General features: G+C 62.6%; 16 protein-coding genes. 13 read left to right on the top strand and 3 right to left on the bottom strand.

Going from position 1 to position 18,853, the window contains the following annotated elements:
- The first annotated feature begins 43 nt into the window (after positions 1-43).
- Positions 44-2,155 carry an elongation factor G gene (gene fusA / locus M1D87_RS17675; RefSeq protein ID WP_013973378.1) on the top strand — a complete coding sequence of 704 codons (2,112 nt, stop codon included), beginning with the start codon at positions 44-46 and terminating at the stop codon, positions 2,153-2,155.
- A gap of 112 nt (positions 2,156-2,267) precedes the next feature.
- Here fusA and M1D87_RS17680 read toward each other — a convergent pair whose 3' ends face one another.
- On the bottom strand, positions 2,268-3,710 hold the full coding sequence (locus tag M1D87_RS17680; RefSeq protein WP_123085141.1) for a SulP family inorganic anion transporter: 1,443 nt from the start codon (positions 3,708-3,710) through the stop codon (positions 2,268-2,270).
- A 164-nt stretch (positions 3,711-3,874) separates the two neighbouring features.
- On the opposite strand from M1D87_RS17680, the gene M1D87_RS17685 reads away from it, so the two are divergent.
- Complete coding sequence (locus M1D87_RS17685) at positions 3,875-4,609, top strand: secretin N-terminal domain-containing protein (RefSeq protein ID WP_123085147.1); 735 nt, start codon at positions 3,875-3,877, stop codon at positions 4,607-4,609.
- 489 nt (positions 4,610-5,098) lie between these two features.
- On the top strand, positions 5,099-6,424 hold the full coding sequence (gene aceA, locus M1D87_RS17690) for an isocitrate lyase (protein WP_013973380.1): 1,326 nt from the start codon (positions 5,099-5,101) through the stop codon (positions 6,422-6,424).
- A gap of 228 nt (positions 6,425-6,652) precedes the next feature.
- On the opposite strand, the gene M1D87_RS17695 is transcribed toward aceA, so the two are convergent.
- Together M1D87_RS17695 and M1D87_RS17700 are read right to left on the bottom strand one after the other, a co-directional pair.
- On the bottom strand, positions 6,653-6,916 hold the full coding sequence (locus M1D87_RS17695; RefSeq protein ID WP_123085142.1) for a DUF3077 domain-containing protein: 264 nt from the start codon (positions 6,914-6,916) through the stop codon (positions 6,653-6,655).
- Between the two features lie 156 nt (positions 6,917-7,072).
- Complete coding sequence (locus M1D87_RS17700; RefSeq protein WP_123085143.1) at positions 7,073-7,315, bottom strand: hypothetical protein; 243 nt, start codon at positions 7,313-7,315, stop codon at positions 7,073-7,075.
- 746 nt (positions 7,316-8,061) lie between these two features.
- Here M1D87_RS17700 and M1D87_RS17705 point away from each other — a divergent pair.
- The 10 genes from M1D87_RS17705 (at position 8,062) to nuoJ (ending at position 18,852) form a co-directional block, all read left to right on the top strand.
- Positions 8,062-8,724 carry a lysoplasmalogenase gene (locus tag M1D87_RS17705; protein ID WP_123085701.1) on the top strand — a complete coding sequence of 221 codons (663 nt, stop codon included), beginning with the start codon at positions 8,062-8,064 and terminating at the stop codon, positions 8,722-8,724.
- A 383-nt stretch (positions 8,725-9,107) separates the two neighbouring features.
- Positions 9,108-9,521, top strand: coding sequence for an NADH-quinone oxidoreductase subunit A (locus M1D87_RS17710; protein WP_003251427.1), 414 nt, complete (start codon positions 9,108-9,110; stop codon positions 9,519-9,521).
- 9 nt (positions 9,522-9,530) lie between these two features.
- Complete coding sequence (locus M1D87_RS17715; protein WP_003251429.1) at positions 9,531-10,208, top strand: NuoB/complex I 20 kDa subunit family protein; 678 nt, start codon at positions 9,531-9,533, stop codon at positions 10,206-10,208.
- 78 nt (positions 10,209-10,286) lie between these two features.
- Positions 10,287-12,068 carry an NADH-quinone oxidoreductase subunit C/D gene (gene nuoC, locus M1D87_RS17720; protein ID WP_013973384.1) on the top strand — a complete coding sequence of 594 codons (1,782 nt, stop codon included), beginning with the start codon at positions 10,287-10,289 and terminating at the stop codon, positions 12,066-12,068.
- 2 nt (positions 12,069-12,070) lie between these two features.
- Positions 12,071-12,568, top strand: a complete 498-nt coding sequence (gene nuoE, locus M1D87_RS17725; protein WP_003251433.1) for an NADH-quinone oxidoreductase subunit NuoE — start codon at positions 12,071-12,073, stop codon at positions 12,566-12,568.
- Positions 12,565-13,929: an NADH-quinone oxidoreductase subunit NuoF gene (gene nuoF, locus M1D87_RS17730; protein ID WP_025339923.1), complete on the top strand. Its 1,365-nt coding sequence runs from the start codon at positions 12,565-12,567 to the stop codon at positions 13,927-13,929. Before nuoE ends, nuoF begins: the two co-directional genes overlap by 4 nt.
- Positions 13,930-14,062: 133 nt before the next feature.
- Positions 14,063-16,777, top strand: a complete 2,715-nt coding sequence (gene nuoG, locus M1D87_RS17735; protein WP_015271054.1) for an NADH-quinone oxidoreductase subunit NuoG — start codon at positions 14,063-14,065, stop codon at positions 16,775-16,777.
- Positions 16,774-17,781, top strand: a complete 1,008-nt coding sequence (nuoH, locus tag M1D87_RS17740; protein ID WP_003251440.1) for an NADH-quinone oxidoreductase subunit NuoH — start codon at positions 16,774-16,776, stop codon at positions 17,779-17,781. The genes nuoG and nuoH overlap by 4 nt, the downstream gene beginning before the upstream one ends.
- Positions 17,782-17,792: 11 nt before the next feature.
- Positions 17,793-18,341 carry an NADH-quinone oxidoreductase subunit NuoI gene (nuoI, locus tag M1D87_RS17745; RefSeq protein WP_003251442.1) on the top strand — a complete coding sequence of 183 codons (549 nt, stop codon included), beginning with the start codon at positions 17,793-17,795 and terminating at the stop codon, positions 18,339-18,341.
- A 10-nt stretch (positions 18,342-18,351) separates the two neighbouring features.
- Complete coding sequence (nuoJ, locus tag M1D87_RS17750; RefSeq protein ID WP_003261007.1) at positions 18,352-18,852, top strand: NADH-quinone oxidoreductase subunit J; 501 nt, start codon at positions 18,352-18,354, stop codon at positions 18,850-18,852.
- The last annotated feature ends 1 nt before the right edge of the window (position 18,853 follow it).

Genomic DNA, 18,853 nt, shown 5'->3' on the forward strand with positions numbered 1-18,853 from the left:
TCTGCTACCGTGGGAGAATCCGCTCATCCGCAGGTAGTCCGCCATGGCCCGTACAACGCCCATCGAGCTGTACCGCAATATCGGTATCGTCGCCCACGTGGACGCCGGCAAGACCACGACCACCGAGCGGATCCTGTTCTACACCGGGGTCAACCACAAGATGGGCGAAGTGCACGATGGTGCCGCGACCATGGACTGGATGGCCCAGGAGCAGGAGCGCGGCATCACCATCACCTCGGCGGCGACCACTGCCTTCTGGCAGGGCTCGACCAAGCAGTTCGCCCACAAGTATCGCTTCAACATCATTGACACCCCGGGCCACGTCGACTTCACCATCGAGGTGGAGCGCTCGCTGCGCGTGCTCGATGGCGCGGTAGTGGTGTTCAGCGGCGCGGACGGGGTCGAACCGCAGTCCGAGACCGTATGGCGCCAGGCCAACAAGTACCACGTGCCGCGCCTGGCCTACATCAACAAGATGGACCGCCAGGGCGCCGACTTCCTGCGCGTGGTCAAGCAGATCGACCAGCGCCTGGGCCACCACCCGGTGCCGATCCAGCTGGCCATCGGCAGTGAAGAGAACTTCATCGGCCAGATCGACCTGGTGAAAATGAAGGCCATCTACTGGAACGATGCCGACCAGGGCACCAGCTACCGCGAAGAAGACATCCCTGCCGAGCTGCAGGCGCTGGCCGACGAGTGGCGCGCGCACATGGTCGAGGCAGCGGCCGAGGCCAATGACGAGCTCACCATGAAGTTTCTCGAAGGTCAGGAACTGAGCGTCGACGAAATCAAGGCAGCTCTGCGCCAACGCACCATCGCCAACGAAATCGTACCGACCATCCTCGGCTCGTCGTTCAAGAACAAGGGCGTGCCACTGATGCTCGATGCGGTCATCGACTACCTGCCCGCCCCTTCGGAGATTCCGGCCATCAAGGGCACCGACCCGGATGACGAAGAAAAGCACCTGGAGCGACACGCCGACGACAGCGAACCGTTCTCCGCCCTGGCATTCAAGATCGCCACCGATCCGTTCGTCGGCACCCTGACCTTCGCCCGGGTGTACTCCGGCGTGCTCAGCTCCGGCAACGCGGTGCTCAACTCGGTCAAGGGCAAGAAGGAACGCATCGGCCGCATGGTGCAGATGCATGCCAACCAGCGGGCTGAAATCAAGGATGTGTGCGCCGGCGACATCGCCGCGCTGATCGGCATGAAGGACGTGACCACCGGCGACACCCTGTGCGACATGGACAAGCCGATCATCCTCGAGCGCATGGACTTCCCCGACCCGGTAATTTCCGTGGCGGTGGAGCCAAAGACCAAGGCCGATCAGGAAAAAATGGGCATCGCCCTGGGCAAGCTGGCCCAGGAGGACCCGTCATTCCGCGTGCGCACCGACGAGGAGACCGGCCAGACCATTATCTCGGGCATGGGCGAGTTGCACCTGGACATCATCGTCGACCGCATGCGCCGCGAGTTCAACGTCGAAGCCAACATCGGCAAGCCACAGGTGGCCTACCGAGAGAAAATCCGCAACACCTGCGAGATTGAGGGCCGCTTCGTCCGCCAGTCCGGCGGCCGGGGCCAGTACGGCCACTGCTGGATCCGCTTCGCCCCCGGCGACGAGGGCAAGGAAGGCCTGGAGTTCATCAACGAGATCGTTGGCGGCGTGGTCCCACGCGAATACATCCCGGCTATCCAGAAAGGCATCGAGGAGCAGATGAAGAACGGCGTGCTGGCCGGCTACCCGCTGATCAACCTGAAGGCGGCGGTGTTCGACGGCTCGTACCACGATGTCGACTCGAACGAAATGGCCTACAAGATCGCCGCCTCGATGGCCACCAAGCAGCTGTCGCAGAAAGGTGGGGCGGTGTTGCTGGAGCCGGTGATGAAGGTGGAAGTGGTGACCCCGGAGGAGTACCAGGGTGACATCCTCGGCGACCTGAGCCGGCGCCGCGGGATGATCCAGGACGGTGACGAAACGCCGGCCGGCAAGGTGATCCGTGCCGAGGTGCCGCTGGGCGAGATGTTCGGCTACGCCACCTCGATGCGCTCCATGACCCAGGGCCGGGCCAGCTTCTCGATGGAGTTCACCCGTTATGCCGAGGCACCGGCGAGCATTGCCGATGCCATCGTCAAGAAGAACCGCGGGGAGTGATTCGTTCGCCTGTGCTGGCCTCTTCGCGGCTAAAGCCGCTCCTACAGGGGATATGCGTTCCCTGTGGGAGCGGCTTTAGCCGCGAAGAGGCCAGCACAGGCAACAACCCTTCTCAGTGCTGCTCCCCAGCCCGCTTCAGCAGCTTCTTGCAGCGCTCGGACAAATGCACCACCCGCAGTTGCTTGCCCGCCCTCGCATACCGCTCCCGCAAGGTCTTCAACGCCGCAATCGCCGAATAATCGACAAAGCTCAAATGCTGGCAATCCAGGGTCACCTTGGCCGGGTCGTTAGCCGGGTCGAACTGGTTCAGGAACACCGTAGTCGAGGCAAAGAACAGCGTGCCATGCACCTGGTAATGCTTGCCCTCCTCTGCATCCTCATGGCTGTCGGCATACAGCTCCCGCGCATGCTGCCAGGCAAAGTTCACCGCCGCGATGACGATGCCGAACAGCACCGCCACGGCCAGGTCGGTGAACACCGTGACCACGGTCACCGCAATGATCGCCAGCACATCGCTCAGCGGCACCTTGTGCAGCACCCGCAAAGACGCCCAGGCAAAGGTCTGCTGCGCCACCACGAACATCACCCCGACCAGCGCCGCCAGCGGAATACGCTCGATCAACGGCGACAGGAACAATACGAACAACAAGACCATAACCCCGGCCACCACCCCCGATAGCCGACCACGGCCATTGGAGCTGAGGTTGATCATGGTCTGGCCGATCATCGCGCAACCACCCATGCCACCGCACAGGCCGGAAACCATGTTCGCCGCGCCCAGCGCCACGCACTCGCGGTCCGGGTAGCCACGGCTCTCGGTGATTTCATCGGTCAGGTTGAGCGTAAGCAGGGTCTCAAGCAGGCCGACCATGGCCATCAGCACCGCATAGGGGGCGATGATCTTCAGGGTCTCGAGGTTCCACGGCACGTCCGGCAGGGCCAGCTGCGGCAGGCCACCGGCGATGCGCGCCATATCGCCCAGGGTGCGTGTGGGCAGGCCAAGCAGGTACACCAGCAAACCAACGCCAAGGATCGCCACCAGCGCTGGCGGCACCGTACGGGTCAACTTCGGCAGCACGTAGACCACCGCCATGGTCAGCGCCACCAGGCCGATCATCAGGTACAGCGGCGTACCGCTGAGCCAGTGCCCGCCCTCCTTGAAGTGTTCCAGTTGGGCCAAGGCGATAACGATGGCCAGGCCGTTGACGAAGCCGAGCATCACCGGGTACGGCACCAACCGTACCAGCTTGCCCAGGCGCAGCAAGCCGAACAGCATCATCACCACGCCGCCCAGCAAAACCGTGGCCAGCAGGTACTGCGCACCGTGCTGCACCACCAGCGCAACGATCACCACCGCCATCGAGCCGGCGGCACCGGAAATCATCCCCGGTCGACCACCGAAAAGCGCCGTCAGGGTGCAGATGATGAAGGCGCCATACAGGCCCATCAGCGGGTTCAGGTGAGCCACCAGGGCAAAGGCGATGCACTCGGGCACCAAGGCGAACGAGGTGGTCAGGCCGGCGAGCACGTCGGCGCGAAGTCGGGCGGGTTTCATGGGCATCCTGTGAGGCAATCCGGGCGGACGGTACAAAAACAAGGGGCGCGATGTTACGGAATTTGTCTGACAGCGGCCACCGCTCAAGGGGTTCTGTAACGTGAAACCAGCAGAAGCTGGGCAAATTTGCCATCATGAACATTCCACCTGCGGAGATCATGGACATGCCGCTACGCCCCCTATTCGCCGCCTTGCTGCTGGCCGCCAGCCTCACCGCCCAGGCCGCCACCGAGGTATTGCCGCTACAACACCGCAGCAGCGCCGAACTGCTGCCCGCCGCCCAGGCATTCATCGGCAAGGACGGCACGGTCAGCGCCTTCGAGAACAAGCTGATCGTCAACGCCAGCCCCGAACGCATCGACGACCTGCGCACCCTGCTGCAACAGCTGGACACCGCACCCAAGCGCCTGCTGATCAGCGTCGACAACAACGACAGCAACTTCCAGGACAACCGTGGCAACGCGCGCGTCATCCACTATGGCACCAGCAACCGTGACGGCGGCATGCAGCAGATTCAGGCCAGCGAAGGCCAGCCGGCGCTGATCCAGATTGGCCAGAGCATCCCGATCACCAGCACCAGCACCGACGGCTACGGGCGCATCCAGAGCAATACCGAATACCGCAACGTGCCCCAGGGCTTCTACGTCACCCCCAGCTTGAGTGGCGATACGGTTCGTCTGCAAATAAGCACCAATAATGACCGTATCAGCCAGGAACGTGCTGATGTAGTGAAAGTGCAAAGCACCGACACGACAATCACCGGCAAGCTCGGAGAATGGATCACACTGGCGGGCTACAACCAGCAGAGCCAAGCCGACCGTAGCGCCTCAAGCCACAGTTACAGCACCCAACGGGGTGAAAACATGACTTTGCGCGTCAAAGTCGACCTTCTCGACTGATCCCAGGCAATTCAAGGCCTCGACCAAAGGCCTTGAAACTGACTGCCAAGTCGCATTAGACCAAAGATGTAGTAAGTGAAAAAAACCACTACAAAACATTTGACAGGGTCTTTTTCCCAAGGGCATGATGGCCTCGCTCCCGCTAATCAGGGGCCCTGGCAAGGGCCTTCGAGGCGCGCTCCTCCCACCCCTGGAGGCGTCTCGTGTCTATACGGCCCACAAGGCGGTTCGACGGGATTGCGACTGCAACGAAGAAGTTGTCCCGAGGGACGGAAGCGCATCACCGCAGTACTGGCAATCGCGTAGCACCGCAGCAAGGCAACCACGAGCCAACCTGCCGGAGCACCCTTTCGCCTGGCCTGCACACCCTTCCCCTTCGAGCCTTCGCGTTCGCCGCCGCACTCCTGCGAACAGGACAGCCGCCAGCTCCTGATCTGCTCCGAGCATCAGCACAATTACCCCAAGATCGATGCGACGAGGTTTATTTCCATGGCACTGACACGCGAACAGCAAATTGCAGCCCTCGAGAAAGACTGGGCCGAGAACCCGCGCTGGAAAGGCGTGACCCGTACCTACACCGCCGCTGATGTCGTTCGCCTGCGTGGCTCCCTGCAGCCGGAGCACACCCTGGCCCGCCTGGGTGCAGAAAAACTGTGGAAGCTGGTCACCGAAGGTGCCCACCCGTCCTTCCGCCCAGAAAAAGATTTCGTCAACTGCATGGGCGCCCTGACCGGCGGCCAGGCAGTGCAGCAGGTCAAGGCCGGCATCCAGGCCATCTACCTGTCCGGCTGGCAGGTTGCCGCCGACAACAACTCGGCCGAGTCCATGTACCCTGACCAGTCGCTGTACCCGGTCGACTCGGTACCGACCGTGGTCAAGCGCATCAACAACGCCTTCCGCCGCGCCGACCAGATTCAGTGGAAAGCCGGCAAGAACCCGGGCGACGATGGCTACATCGACTACTTCGCACCGATCGTGGCCGACGCCGAAGCCGGTTTCGGTGGCGTGCTGAACGCCTACGAACTGATGAAGAACATGATCGAAGCAGGCGCCGCCGGTGTGCACTTCGAAGACCAGCTGGCCTCGGTGAAAAAATGCGGCCACATGGGTGGCAAGGTACTGGTACCGACCCAGGAAGCCGTGCAAAAGCTGGTGGCCGCGCGCCTGGCAGCTGACGTATCGGGCGTGCCGACCATCATCCTGGCCCGCACCGACGCCAACGCCGCCGACCTGCTGACCAGCGACTGCGACCCGTACGACCAGCCGTTCGTGATTGGCGAGCGCACCCGTGAAGGCTTCTACAAGGTACGCGCCGGCCTCGACCAGGCCATCGCCCGCGGCCTGGCCTACGCGCCGTACGCCGACCTGATCTGGTGCGAAACCGCCAAGCCGGACCTGGACGAAGCCCGCCGCTTCGCCGAAGCGATCAAGAAGGAGTATCCGGACCAGATCCTGTCGTACAACTGCTCGCCTTCCTTCAACTGGAAGAAGAACCTGGACGACGCGACCATCGCCAAGTTCCAGCGCGAGCTGTCGGCAATGGGCTACAAGCACCAGTTCATCACCCTGGCCGGCATCCACAACATGTGGCACGGCATGTTCAACCTGGCGCACGACTACGCCCGCAACGACATGACCGCCTACGTGAAGCTGCAGGAGCAGGAATTCGCTGACGCCAACAAAGGCTACACCTTCGTGGCGCACCAGCAGGAAGTGGGCACTGGCTACTTCGACGACATGACCACCGTGATTCAGGGTGGCGCATCGTCGGTGACTGCACTGACCGGTTCGACCGAGGAAGAGCAGTTCCACTGATAGTGGGTTGCTGTTGAAGAAAGGCCCGAGGCTTGTTAAAGCCCCGGGCCTTTCTTTTTGGTCTGTACCCAGAAATACACGGACCCTGTAGGAGCGGCCTTGTGTCGCGAAGGGCTGCAAAGCAGCCCCCGCATTTTTTGCCTCGATGCTTAAATCCTGGGGCCGCTCTGCGGCCCTTTCGCGACACAAGGCCGCTCCTACAAAGCAATCGCGAAGCCCTGCACTACCTCAGTGCTTCATGCCCAGTTCCGCATCATCCATCAGTGCCTTGGCCATCGCGCTCAGATAGTGGGCGGCCCAGATCATCATCGGTTTCTCATCCATCAGGCCGGTGATGGTCAGTTCGCGCACGTAACCCATCAATTCCGAAGACTGCTCGCGGGCGTCGCGACAGGGAATACCTGGCTCGATGCGGAACAGTGGGTGGGTGCCGTATTCGCCTTGGTAGAAGGTGGTCTTGCCGACAGTGAATTGGGTGTCTTCTGTGGTCATTTTTGAATCCCCTGAAAATTCTCGACTGCCTGGACGGGCCCTTTCGCGGGTAAACCCGCTCCCACAGGGACTGTGCAAGTCTTGAAGACTGTGGTGAACCTGTGGGAACGGGTTTACCCGCGAAGAGGCCCGCCCAGACAACACATCACTCAAGCCTCAGTGCAAAGTCCGAGGCTCAGAAGGCATCTGCACCTGAATCAATGCCGACTCAAGCAAAGCCCGCAGCGCCTCAAGGTCATGCATCGAGGTCATCATCAGGATCGACGCTGGTGATTTGGGCTGCAGCAGCAAGGCCTGATGCACCACGGTCGCCGCGCACAGCGCGTAGTCGGTGGCCTGGATCAGGGTGTCTTCGAGGGAATGGGGGTTGTGGGGTGGATCGGGGACAACTTTCAGCATGACTCGCTCCTTTCTTTCCTGTTTGGCTACCATCCGCCCGCTGTCAAACGGTTGGGTGGCAGCTATGCGCGGGTTGACAGACCGGTGGAAAGAAAGAAAGACCGGCGCACGCGAGCGTGCCCACACGCACAGCCGCCATTGAGGCAAAGCGAGTGCACCTTCTTTCAATTCCGGCCTGTCAAAGCCTTGTCGTTGATGTGCAACGGCACGCCGAGACTAGAGCGCTGCCACAGCAGCCGCAACGGAAAAAAGGCGGCAAGAGTATGTTTGGGAAATGGCCTACATGGAAGGGGTTAAATCCGACATCTCAGGTGTTCTGCGCCCGGTTGCGTCAGGGCGGCGAGGTGCCTGCCTTGGTTTTTGCGGTGTTGCGTAGATCGAGCGCCGCCCGCGCGGCGCTTCGCGGGACAAGCCCGCTCCCACATTTGTTGCAACGTGGCCATGCCTGTGGGAGACGCGTTGTCCGCCTTGGCGCATGACTTGAGACAGATGGGACGGCAGCAGCGCCAGTCGAGAAATCAGGCCAGGGCAACCAGGCTGACAACCATGGCCTGACAGGTTCGGCACGTTGCAACAAATGTGGGAGCGGGCTTGTCCCGCGAAGCGCCGCGCGGGCGGCGCTCGGTCTCACAGGCGCCACATTCCTTTCATCAAGCCCATGGCAGCCCCAACACAATCCAAAGGCATCACCGGCAAAACCCATATTCAGGTCTATGCTTGAGGCAGCACAGCCGCAAGGACCGCCCATGCTTCGTCCAAGCCACCTGATGATTCTCGCCCTGACCGCCGCCGCCCTCTATATATATGCACTGGCCAGCGACAGCACCCTGCTTGCCCTCCTGGCCAAACCAATCCCGGTACTGACCCTGATCGCCTGGCTGCGCAGCACCTCTGCCACACCTTATCGCCAGTGGATCACCCTCGGCCTGGCACTCTCGGTACTCGGCGACATCCTGCTGGCCATCCCCGCCGACCTGTTCGTGTTCGGCCTGGCTGCCTTCCTCTGCGCCCACTTGGCCTACCTGCGCGCCTATTGCAGCCAGACCCTGCGCCCAGCCCTGCCCGCACTGCTGCTGAGCGCCATTACCGGCATCACTCTGCTCGGCGTGCTGGCCAGCCACGGCCTCGGCCCGCTGCTGATCCCGATCGTGCTCTATGCCTTGGCCATCAGCGCCATGCTCTGGCGCGCCCTGGCCTGTGGCGGGCTCGCCGCGCTCGGCGCCTGCCTGTTCGTGCTCTCCGACAGCCTGATCGGTATCGACCGCTTCGTCAGCCCGTTCGCCGCCGCGCCGTACCTGATCATCCTCACCTACTGGCTCGGCCAATGGGCGATCGCTTCATCAGCCAGTCATCGCTCAATCGGTAAAGTATTGACCCAGGGCGGGGCAAGCGGCGTCAGAAGCTGCTAGAACAGGCGTTTTTTGCATTTGCAAGTAGGGGGAATCGCCAGATGAACTTTACAAGACACAGAACAACGGAAATATCAGACATCAGATCAAATGATATTAATTATCATTTCGAAACTTGCAATTCGTTACCATTCGCAGGAAACATAATTAACAAAACCGCACGCAATGCCCGAATCTCAAGGCTTTCAGCCAGTTACAAGCGGCTTTTGTACTTAATCCTACGAATAAATTTGCTACAGAAATTTTACTTGCACGGGGTTTACCCATAAAATCAGCGCGATTGATTCAGCTGCGACATTTGGTCACTGCATGTGCGACACCAGGTCGCCGCTCTACACTTATTTCAGACTGCAGAGCTGGGTCTCTGTATAAGGATCTCTAGCATGTCCGATTCGGCAGGACTCATCGCCCACAACTGGGGCTTTGCCATCTTCCTCCTGGGTGTCGTCGGCCTGTGCGCCTTCATGCTCGGCCTTTCCAGCCTGCTCGGTAGCAAGGCCTGGGGCCGCGCCAAGAACGAACCCTTCGAATCCGGCATGCTGCCCGTCGGCAGCGCCCGCCTGCGCCTGTCCGCCAAATTCTATCTGGTCGCGATGCTGTTCGTGATCTTCGATATCGAAGCCCTCTTTCTCTTTGCATGGTCTGTGTCCGTCCGCGAAAGCGGCTGGACCGGATTCGTCGAAGCACTCGTTTTCATAGCAATTCTGTTGGCTGGTCTTGTCTACCTATGGCGCGTCGGGGCACTTGATTGGGCTCCCGAAGGTCGCCGCAAGCGGCAAGCGAAGCTGAAACAATGAGGCTTTGGCATGCAATACAATCTCACCAGAATCGATCCGGATGCGCCCAACGAGCAGTACCCGGTCGGTGAACGGGAAACCGTCACCGATCAACTGCTGGAGGACCAGGTCCACAAGAACATCTTCATGGGCAAGCTTGAAGATGTGCTGCGTGGCGCGGTCAACTGGGGTCGCAAGAACTCCCTCTGGCCGTACAACTTCGGCCTGTCCTGCTGCTACGTGGAAATGACCACGGCCTTCACGGCACCCCACGACATCGCCCGCTTCGGCGCCGAAGTCATCCGGGCATCGCCGCGTCAGGCCGACTTCATGGTCATCGCCGGTACCTGCTTCGTCAAAATGGCGCCGATCATCCAGCGCCTGTACGAGCAGATGCTCGAGCCGAAATGGGTAATCTCCATGGGTTCGTGCGCCAACTCCGGCGGCATGTACGACATCTACTCGGTCGTTCAGGGGGTCGACAAGTTCCTCCCCGTGGACGTCTATGTGCCCGGCTGCCCGCCACGCCCTGAGGCTTTCCTGCAAGGCTTGATGCTGCTGCAGGAGTCGATCGGCCAAGAACGACGCCCGCTTTCCTGGGTTGTTGGTGATCAAGGTATTTACCGTGCCGAGATGCCAGCCCAGAAAGACCTGCGTCGTGAGCAGCGCATTGCAGTAACCAACCTGCGCAGCCCCGACGAAGTCTGATCCAGCGACCTGCCGCCCGCTCCCCTGGAGCCGGCGGCCTGGCTTCATTCTTAACGTTGACCCAAAGCGACCGAGACCATGACAGCGGACAACGCTATTTTCATTCCGCCCTACAAGGCTGACGACCAGGATGTGGTCGTCGAACTGCACAATCGTTTTGGCGCCGAAGCATTCGTCGCCCAGGAAACCCGCACCGGCATGCCCGTGCTGTGGGTCAAGCGCGAGCAGCTCAAGGAAGTGCTCAGCTTCCTGCGCGGCGTAGCCAAGCCCTACAGCATGCTGTACGACCTGCACGGCGTCGACGAGCGCCTGCGCACCCAGCGCCGCGGCCTGCCAGCCGCCGACTTCAGCGTGTTCTACCACCTGCTGTCGATCGAGCGTAACAGCGATGTGATGATCAAGGTGTCGCTCAGCGAAGGCGACCTGAACCTGCCGACCGTGACCGGTATCTGGCCGAACGCCAACTGGTACGAGCGCGAAGTCTGGGACATGTTCGGCATCGACTTTGCCGGCCACCCGCACCTCAGCCGCATCATGATGCCACCCACCTGGGAAGGCCACCCGCTGCGCAAGGACTACCCGGCCCGCGCCACCGAGTTCGATCCCTACAGCCTGACCCTGGCCAAGCAGCAGCTTGAAGAGGAATCGGCACGCTTCAACCCTGAAGCCTGGGGCATGAAGCGCCAGGGCGCCAACGAGGACTACATGTTCCTCAACCTCGGCCCCAACCACCCTTCCGCGCACGGTGCCTTCCGTATCGTCCTGCAGCTGGACGGTGAAGAGATCGTCGACTGCGTACCGGACATTGGCTACCACCACCGTGGCGCCGAAAAAATGGCCGAACGCCAGTCCTGGCACAGCTTCATCCCCTACACCGACCGTATCGACTACCTCGGCGGGGTAATGAACAACCTGCCGTACGTGCTCGCGGTCGAGAAGCTGGCCGGCATCAAGGTGCCACAGAAGGTCGACACCATCCGCGTGATGCTGGCCGAGTTCTTCCGTATCACCAGTCACCTGCTGTTCCTGGGCACCTACATCCAGGACGTCGGCGCCATGACCCCGGTGTTCTTCACCTTCACCGACCGCCAGCGCGCGTACACCGTGATCGAAGCGATCACCGGTTTCCGCCTGCACCCGGCCTGGTACCGCATCGGTGGCGTCGCCCACGACCTGCCGCGCGGCTGGGACAAGCTGGTCAAGGACTTCGTCGAATGGCTGCCCAAGCGCCTCGACGAGTACGAAAAGGCCGCCCTGCAGAACAGCATCCTCAAGGGCCGGACCATCGGCGTTGCCGCGTACAACACCAAGGAAGCCCTGGCCTGGGGTACCACCGGTGCCGGCCTGCGTGCCACCGGTTGCGACTTCGACCTGCGTAAAGCCCGCCCCTACTCCGGTTACGAGAACTTCGAGTTCGAAGTACCGCTGGCCCACAATGGCGATGCCTACGATCGCTGCATGGTCCGTGTCGAGGAGATGCGCCAGAGTATCCGCATCATCGACCAGTGCCTGCGCAACATGCCGGAAGGCCCGTACAAGGCGGATCACCCGCTGACCACGCCGCCGCCGAAAGAGCGCACCCTGCAGCACATCGAAACCCTGATCACGCACTTCCTGCAAGTCTCGTGGGGCCCGGTCATGCCGGCCAACGAGTCGTTCCAGATGATCGAGGCGACCAAGGGCATCAACAGTTACTACCTGACGAGCGATGGCGGCACCATGAGCTACCGCACCCGGATCCGTACCCCGAGCTACCCGCACCTGCAGCAGATCCCTTCGGTGATCAAAGGCAGCATGGTCGCCGACCTCATTGCGTACCTGGGCAGTATCGACTTCGTTATGGCTGACGTGGACCGCTAAGCATGAACAGTACGCTTATCCAGACAGACCGTTTCGCCCTGAGCGAAACCGAGCGCTCGGCCATCGAGCACGAAATGCATCACTACGAGGACCCACGCGCGGCGTCCATCGAAGCCCTGAAGATCGTCCAGAAGGAACGTGGCTGGGTGCCGGACGGCGCCATCCACGCCATCGGCGAAGTACTGGGCATCCCGGCCAGCGACGTCGAAGGTGTCGCCACCTTCTACAGCCAGATCTTCCGTCAGCCGGTCGGCCGCCACATCATCCGCGTGTGCGACAGCATGGTCTGCTACATCGGCGGCCATGAATCCGTGGTCAGCCAGATTCAAAGCGAACTGGGCATCGGCCTGGGCCAGACCACCGCCGACGGCCGCTTCACCCTGCTGCCGGTATGCTGCCTGGGCAACTGCGACAAGGCCCCGGCGCTGATGATCGACGACGACACCTTCGGTGACGTACAGCCGGCTGGCGTTTCCAAATTGCTGGAGGGTTACGTATGACCATTACTTCCTTCGGCCCGGCCAACCGCATCGCGCGCACGGCCGAAACCCACCCGCTGACCTGGCGCCTGCGTGACGACGGCGAGCCGGTCTGGCTTGCCGAGTACGAATCGAAGAACGGCTACGCTGCCGCCCGCAAGGCGCTGGCGCAGATGTCGGCCGACGACATCGTGCAAAGCGTCAAGGACTCCGGCCTCAAGGGCCGCGGTGGTGCAGGCTTCCCCACTGGCGTGAAGTGGGGCCTGATGCCCAAAGACGAATCCATGAACATCCGCTACCTGCTGTGCAACGCGGACGAAATGGAGCCGAACACCTGGAAGGACCGCATGCTGATGGAGCAACAGCCCCATCTGCTGGTCGAGGGCATGCTGATCAGCGCCCGCGCCCTGAAGGCCTACCGTGGCTACATCTTCCTGCGTGGCGAATACACCACCGCAGCGAAGAACCTGAACCGCGCCATCGAGGAAGCCAAGGCCGCCGGCCTGCTGGGCAAGAACATCCTCGGCAGCGGTTTCGATTTCGAGCTGTTCGTGCACACCGGTGCCGGCCGCTACATCTGCGGTGAAGAAACCGCACTGATCAACTCGCTGGAAGGCCGCCGCGCCAACCCGCGCTCCAAGCCGCCCTTCCCTGCCGCCGTGGGCGTGTGGGGCAAGCCGACTTGCGTGAACAACGTCGAAACCCTGTGCAACGTCCCGGCCATCGTCGCCAACGGCAACGACTGGTACAAGTCGCTGGCCCGCGAAGGCAGCGAAGACCATGGCACCAAGCTGATGGGCTTCTCCGGCAAGGTGAAGAACCCGGGCCTGTGGGAACTGCCGTTCGGCGTCACCGCCCGCGAACTGTTCGAAGACTATGCCGGCGGCATGCGCGACGGCTTCAAGCTCAAGTGCTGGCAGCCAGGCGGCGCCGGTACCGGCTTCCTGCTGCCCGAGCACCTCGACGCGCAGATGTACGCCGGCGGCATCGCCAAGGTCGGCACCCGTATGGGTACCGGTCTGGCAATGGCGGTGGACGACAGCATCAACATGGTTTCGCTGCTGCGCAACATGGAAGAGTTCTTCGCCCGCGAATCGTGCGGCTGGTGCACCCCATGCCGTGACGGCCTGCCATGGAGCGTGAAGATGCTGCGCGCACTGGAAAAAGGCCAGGGCCGCGCCGAAGACATCGAGACGCTGCTGGGCCTGGTCAACTTCCTCGGCCCTGGCCGTACCTTCTGTGCTCACGCACCAGGTGCCGTCGAGCCGCTGGGCAGTGCCATCAAATACTTCCGCTCGGAATTCGAGGCAGGTGTCGCTCCAGCTGGTGCTGGCGATGCGCTGCGCCCGAACCTGGCGAAGCCGATCGTGGTCGGCGCATAACAAGATGATTAAGGCGGGTGGTCCGTGCCACTCGCCAGCTTGCCGGCAGGCCCGAGAAATCGTGGCGTGTCGCAAGCTCACCGATTTCCATTAGCCACGCCCGCTCACGCGGGCCAACGAAGAACTTTGAACAATGGCCACTATCCACGTAGACGGCAAAGCGCTCGAAGTCAACGGTGCAGACAACCTGTTACAGGCCTGTCTGTCGCTCGGCCTCGACATCCCTTATTTCTGCTGGCACCCGGCGCTTGGTAGCGTTGGCGCCTGCCGGCAGTGCGCGGTCAAGCAGTACACCGACGAGAACGACACCCGCGGTCGTATCGTCATGTCCTGCATGACCCCTGCCTCCGACGGCACCTGGATCTCCATCGACGATGAAGAGTCCAAGGCGTTCCGCGCCAGCGTCGTCGAATGGCTGATGACCAACCACCCGCACGACTGCCCGGTGTGCGAGGAAGGCGGTCACTGCCACCTGCAGGACATGACGGTAATGACCGGCCACAACGAGCGCCGCTACCGTTTCACCAAGCGTACCCACCAGAACCAGGACCTCGGCCCGTTCATCGCCCATGAGATGAACCGCTGCATCGCCTGCTACCGCTGCGTGCGCTACTACAAGGACTATGCCGGTGGTACCGACCTGGGCGTTTACGGCGCCCACGACAACGTGTACTTCGGCCGCGTCGAAGACGGCGTGCTGGAAAGCGAATTCTCCGGCAACCTGACCGAGGTCTGCCCGACCGGCGTGTTCACCGACAAGACCCACTCCGAGCGCTACAACCGCAAGTGGGACATGCAGTTTGCCCCGAGCATCTGCCACGGCTGCTCCAGCGGCTGCAACATCAGCCCGGGCGAGCGCTACGGCGAACTGCGTCGGGTGGAAAACCGCTTCAACGGCTCGGTCAACCAGTACTTCCTGTGCGACCGTGGCCGCTTCGGCTATGGCTACGTCAACCGCAAGGATCGCCCACGCCAGCCACACCTGGCCGACGGCACCAAGCTGGGCCTGGACGCCGCTCTGGACAAGGCCGCCGACTTGCTGCGCGGCCGTACCATCGTCGGTATCGGCTCGCCACGCGCCAGCCTGGAAAGCAACTACGGCCTGCGTGAGCTGGTCGGTGCCGAGTACTTCTACTCGGGTATGGAAGCCGGCGAACTGGCCCGCGTACGCCTGGCCCTGAACGTGCTGAACAACAGCCCGCTGCCGGTCCCGACCCTGCGCGACATCGAAGACCACGACGCCGTGTTCGTGCTCGGTGAAGACCTGACCCAGACCGCCGCCCGCGTCGCCCTGGCCGTGCGCCAGGCCACCAAGGGCAAGGCCGAGGCCATGGCCGAAGCGATGAAGGTGCAGCCGTGGCTCGACGCCGCCGTGAAGAACATCGGCCAGCACGCGCTGTACCCGCTGTTCATCGCTTCGCTGGCTGAAACCAAGCTGGACGACGTCGCCGAAGAATGCGTGCACGCCGCCCCGGCCGATCTGGCCCGCATCGGTTTTGCCGTGGCCCACGCCATCGACCCGAGCGCCCCTGCCGTCGAAGGCCTGGACGCCGAAGCGAAAGCCCTGGCCCAGCGCATCGCCGACGCCCTGGTCGCGGCCAAGCGCCCACTGGTCGTAGCCGGTACTTCGCTGGCCGACCCGGCGCTGATCGAAGCCGCCGCCAACATCGCCAAGGCGCTGAAACTGCGCGAGAAGAACGGCTCACTGAGCCTGGTGGTGCCTGAAGCCAACAGCCTCGGCCTGGCCATGCTCGGTGGCGAGTCGGTCGATGCCGCGCTGGACGCGGTCATCAGCGGCAAGGCCGACGCCATCGTCGTGCTGGAAAACGACCTGTACGCCCGCGTACCGGCCGCCAAGGTCGATGCAGCCCTGGCCGCGGCCAAGGTAGTGATCGTTGCCGACCACTCGAAAACCCCGACTGTCGACCGCGCCCACCTGGTGCTACCGGCCGCCTCGTTCGCCGAAGGCGACGGTACCCTGGTCAGCCAGGAAGGCCGCGCCCAGCGTTTCTTCCAGGTCTTCGACCCGCAATACCTGGACAGCAGCATCCAGATCCACGAAGGCTGGCGCTGGATGCACGCCCTGCGTGCCACCCTGCTGAACAAGCCGGTCGACTGGACCCAGCTGGACCACGTCACCAGCGCCTGCGCCGAAGCCGCCCCGCAACTGGCCGGCATCGTCAACGCCGCGCCAAGCGCCGCGTTCCGCATCAAGGGCATGAAACTGGCCCGTGAGCCGCTGCGCTACTCCGGCCGTACCGCCATGCGCGCCAACATCAGCGTGCACGAGCCGCGTACTCCGCAAGACAAGGACACCGCGTTCGCCTTCTCCATGGAAGGCTACTCGGGTTCGGCCGAACCGCGTCAGCAAGTGCCGTTCGCCTGGTCGCCGGGCTGGAACTCGCCGCAAGCCTGGAACAAGTTCCAGGACGAGGTCGGTGGCCACCTGCGTGCAGGTGACCCGGGCGTACGCCTGATCGAACCGCAAGGCGACCGCCTGCACTGGTTCAATACCATTCCGGGCGCCTTCAACCCGGCCCGTGGTACCTGGACTGCCGTGCCATTCTTCCACCTGTTCGGCAGCGAAGAAAGCTCCTCGCGCGCCGCACCGGTACAAGAGCGCATCCCGGCAGCCTACGTGGCCCTGGCCAAGTCCGAAGCCGACCGCCTGGGCGTCAACGACGGTGCCCTGCTGAGCCTGAACGTTGCCGGTGTGGCCCTGCGCCTGCCGCTGCGTATCAATGAAGAGCTGGGCGCTGGCCTGGTCGCGTTGCCGAAAGGCCTGGCCGGCATTCCGCCTGCCATCTTCGGTGCATCCGTCGAAGGTCTGCAGGAGGCAGCACAATGAGCTGGTTCACCCCCGAAGTGATCGATGTGATCCTGACCGTGCTGCGGGCCATCGTGGTCCTGCTGGCGGTGGTGGTCTGCGGCGCGCTGCTCAGCTTCGTCGAGCGCCGCCTGCTGGGCTGGTGGCAGGACCGTTACGGTCCGAACCGCGTCGGCCCGTTCGGCATGTTCCAGATCGCTGCCGACATGCTGAAGATGTTCTTCAAGGAAGACTGGAACCCGCCCTTCGTCGACCGCGTGATCTTCACCCTGGCACCGGTAGTGGCCATGAGCGCCCTGCTGATCGCCTTCGTGGTCATCCCGATCACCCCGACCTGGGGCGTCGCCGACCTGAACATCGGCCTGCTGTTCTTCTTCGCCATGGCCGGCCTGTCGGTCTACGCGGTGCTGTTCGCCGGCTGGTCGTCGAACAACAAGTACGCCCTGCTGGGCAGCTTGCGTGCCTCGGCACAGACCGTGTCGTACGAAGTGTTCCTGGGCCTGGCGCTGATGGGCGTGGTGGTGCAGGTGGGTTCGTTCAACATGCGCGACATCGTTGAATACCAGGCCCAGAACCTGTGGTTCATCATTCCGCAGTTCTTCGGCTTCTGCACCTTCTTCATCGCTGGCGTCGCCGTGACTCACCGTCACCCGTTCGACCAGCCCGAAGCGGAACAGGAACTGGCCGACGGCTACCACATCGAGTATGCCGGCATGAAATGGGGCATGTTCTTCGTCGGTGAGTACATCGGCATCATCCTCATCTCGGCGCTGCTGGTAACCCTGTTCTTCGGCGGCTGGCACGGCCCGTTCGGCATCCTGCCGCAACTGTCGTTCCTGTGGTTCGCGCTGAAGACCGCGTTCTTCATCATGCTGTTCATCCTGCTGCGCGCCTCGATCCCGCGCCCACGCTATGACCAGGTGATGGACTTCAGCTGGAAGTTCTGCCTGCCGCTGACCCTGATCAATTTGCTGGTGACCGCTGCGATCGTGCTCTACAACACGCCAGCCGTCGCGGCCCAGTGAGGATTTGACCCATGTTCAAGTATATCGGCGACATCGTTAAGGGCACCGGCACCCAGCTGCGCAGCCTGGCAATGGTGTTCTCCCACGGGTTCCGCAAGCGCGACACCCTGCAGTACCCCGAAGAACCCGTGTACCTGCCGCCGCGCTACCGCGGCCGCATCGTCCTCACCCGCGACCCCGATGGCGAGGAGCGCTGCGTAGCGTGCAACCTCTGCGCGGTGGCCTGCCCGGTCGGCTGCATCTCGCTGCAGAAGGCCGAGACCGAGGACGGCCGCTGGTACCCGGAGTTCTTCCGCATCAACTTCTCGCGCTGCATCTTCTGCGGCCTGTGTGAAGAAGCGTGCCCGACCACCGCGATCCAGCTGACTCCGGATTTCGAAATGGCCGAGTTCAAGCGTCAGGACCTGGTGTACGAGAAAGAAGATCTGCTGATCTCCGGCCCCGGCAAGAACCCTGACTACAACTTCTACCGTGTTGCCGGCATGGCAATCGCTGGCAAGCCGAAGGGCTCTGCACAGAACGAAGCCGAGCCGATCAACGTGAAGAGCTTGCTCCCATAAGGACAGAAAGATGGAATTCGCTTTCTACTTCGCATCCGGGATCGCCGTGGTCTCCACCCTTCGGGTGGTGACCGGCACCAACCCCGTGCACGCCTTGCTTTACCTGATCATTTCGCTGATTTCCGTGGCCATGATCTTCTTCGCCCTGGGTGCGCCGTTCGCCGGCGCCCTGGAAGTGATCGCCTACGCCGGCGCCATCATGGTGCTGTTCGTGTTCGTGGTGATGATGCTCAACCTCGGGCCGGCTTCGGTCGCCCAGGAACGGGGCTGGCTCAAGCCCGGTATCTGGGCCGGGCCGGTGATCCTCGCCGCCCTGCTGCTGCTGGAGCTGCTGTACGTGCTGTTCGTCACCCCGAGCGGCGCCGGCATCAGCGGTACCACCGTGGGCCCGAAAGAAGTCGGCATCAGCCTGTTCGGCCCTTACCTGCTGGTGGTCGAACTGGCTTCGATGCTGCTGCTGGCCGCGGCCGTCACCGCCTTCCACCTGGGCCGCAACGAGGCGAAGGAGTAAA

It is taken from the genome of Pseudomonas sp. SA233 (genome assembly GCF_054792385.1).

Excerpts from the sequence above, each read along its gene's own strand:
- nuoF (WP_025339923.1), top strand. The coding sequence starts at position 12,565 with ATGACCATTACTTCCTTCGGCCCGGCCAACCGCATCGCGCGCACGGCC.
- nuoC (WP_013973384.1), top strand. The coding sequence starts at position 10,287 with ATGACAGCGGACAACGCTATTTTCATTCCGCCCTACAAGGCTGACGAC.
- M1D87_RS17680 (WP_123085141.1), bottom strand. The coding sequence starts at position 3,710 with ATGAAACCCGCCCGACTTCGCGCCGACGTGCTCGCCGGCCTGACCACC.
- aceA (WP_013973380.1), top strand. The coding sequence starts at position 5,099 with ATGGCACTGACACGCGAACAGCAAATTGCAGCCCTCGAGAAAGACTGG.
- nuoJ (WP_003261007.1), top strand. The coding sequence starts at position 18,352 with ATGGAATTCGCTTTCTACTTCGCATCCGGGATCGCCGTGGTCTCCACC.
- nuoG (WP_015271054.1), top strand. The coding sequence starts at position 14,063 with ATGGCCACTATCCACGTAGACGGCAAAGCGCTCGAAGTCAACGGTGCA.
- M1D87_RS17705 (WP_123085701.1), top strand. The coding sequence starts at position 8,062 with ATGCTTCGTCCAAGCCACCTGATGATTCTCGCCCTGACCGCCGCCGCC.
- M1D87_RS17710 (WP_003251427.1), top strand. The coding sequence starts at position 9,108 with ATGTCCGATTCGGCAGGACTCATCGCCCACAACTGGGGCTTTGCCATC.
- M1D87_RS17700 (WP_123085143.1), bottom strand. The coding sequence starts at position 7,315 with ATGCTGAAAGTTGTCCCCGATCCACCCCACAACCCCCATTCCCTCGAA.
- nuoH (WP_003251440.1), top strand. The coding sequence starts at position 16,774 with ATGAGCTGGTTCACCCCCGAAGTGATCGATGTGATCCTGACCGTGCTG.
- fusA (WP_013973378.1), top strand. The coding sequence starts at position 44 with ATGGCCCGTACAACGCCCATCGAGCTGTACCGCAATATCGGTATCGTC.
- M1D87_RS17685 (WP_123085147.1), top strand. The coding sequence starts at position 3,875 with ATGCCGCTACGCCCCCTATTCGCCGCCTTGCTGCTGGCCGCCAGCCTC.
- nuoE (WP_003251433.1), top strand. The coding sequence starts at position 12,071 with ATGAACAGTACGCTTATCCAGACAGACCGTTTCGCCCTGAGCGAAACC.
- M1D87_RS17695 (WP_123085142.1), bottom strand. The coding sequence starts at position 6,916 with ATGACCACAGAAGACACCCAATTCACTGTCGGCAAGACCACCTTCTAC.
- M1D87_RS17715 (WP_003251429.1), top strand. The coding sequence starts at position 9,531 with ATGCAATACAATCTCACCAGAATCGATCCGGATGCGCCCAACGAGCAG.
- nuoI (WP_003251442.1), top strand. The coding sequence starts at position 17,793 with ATGTTCAAGTATATCGGCGACATCGTTAAGGGCACCGGCACCCAGCTG.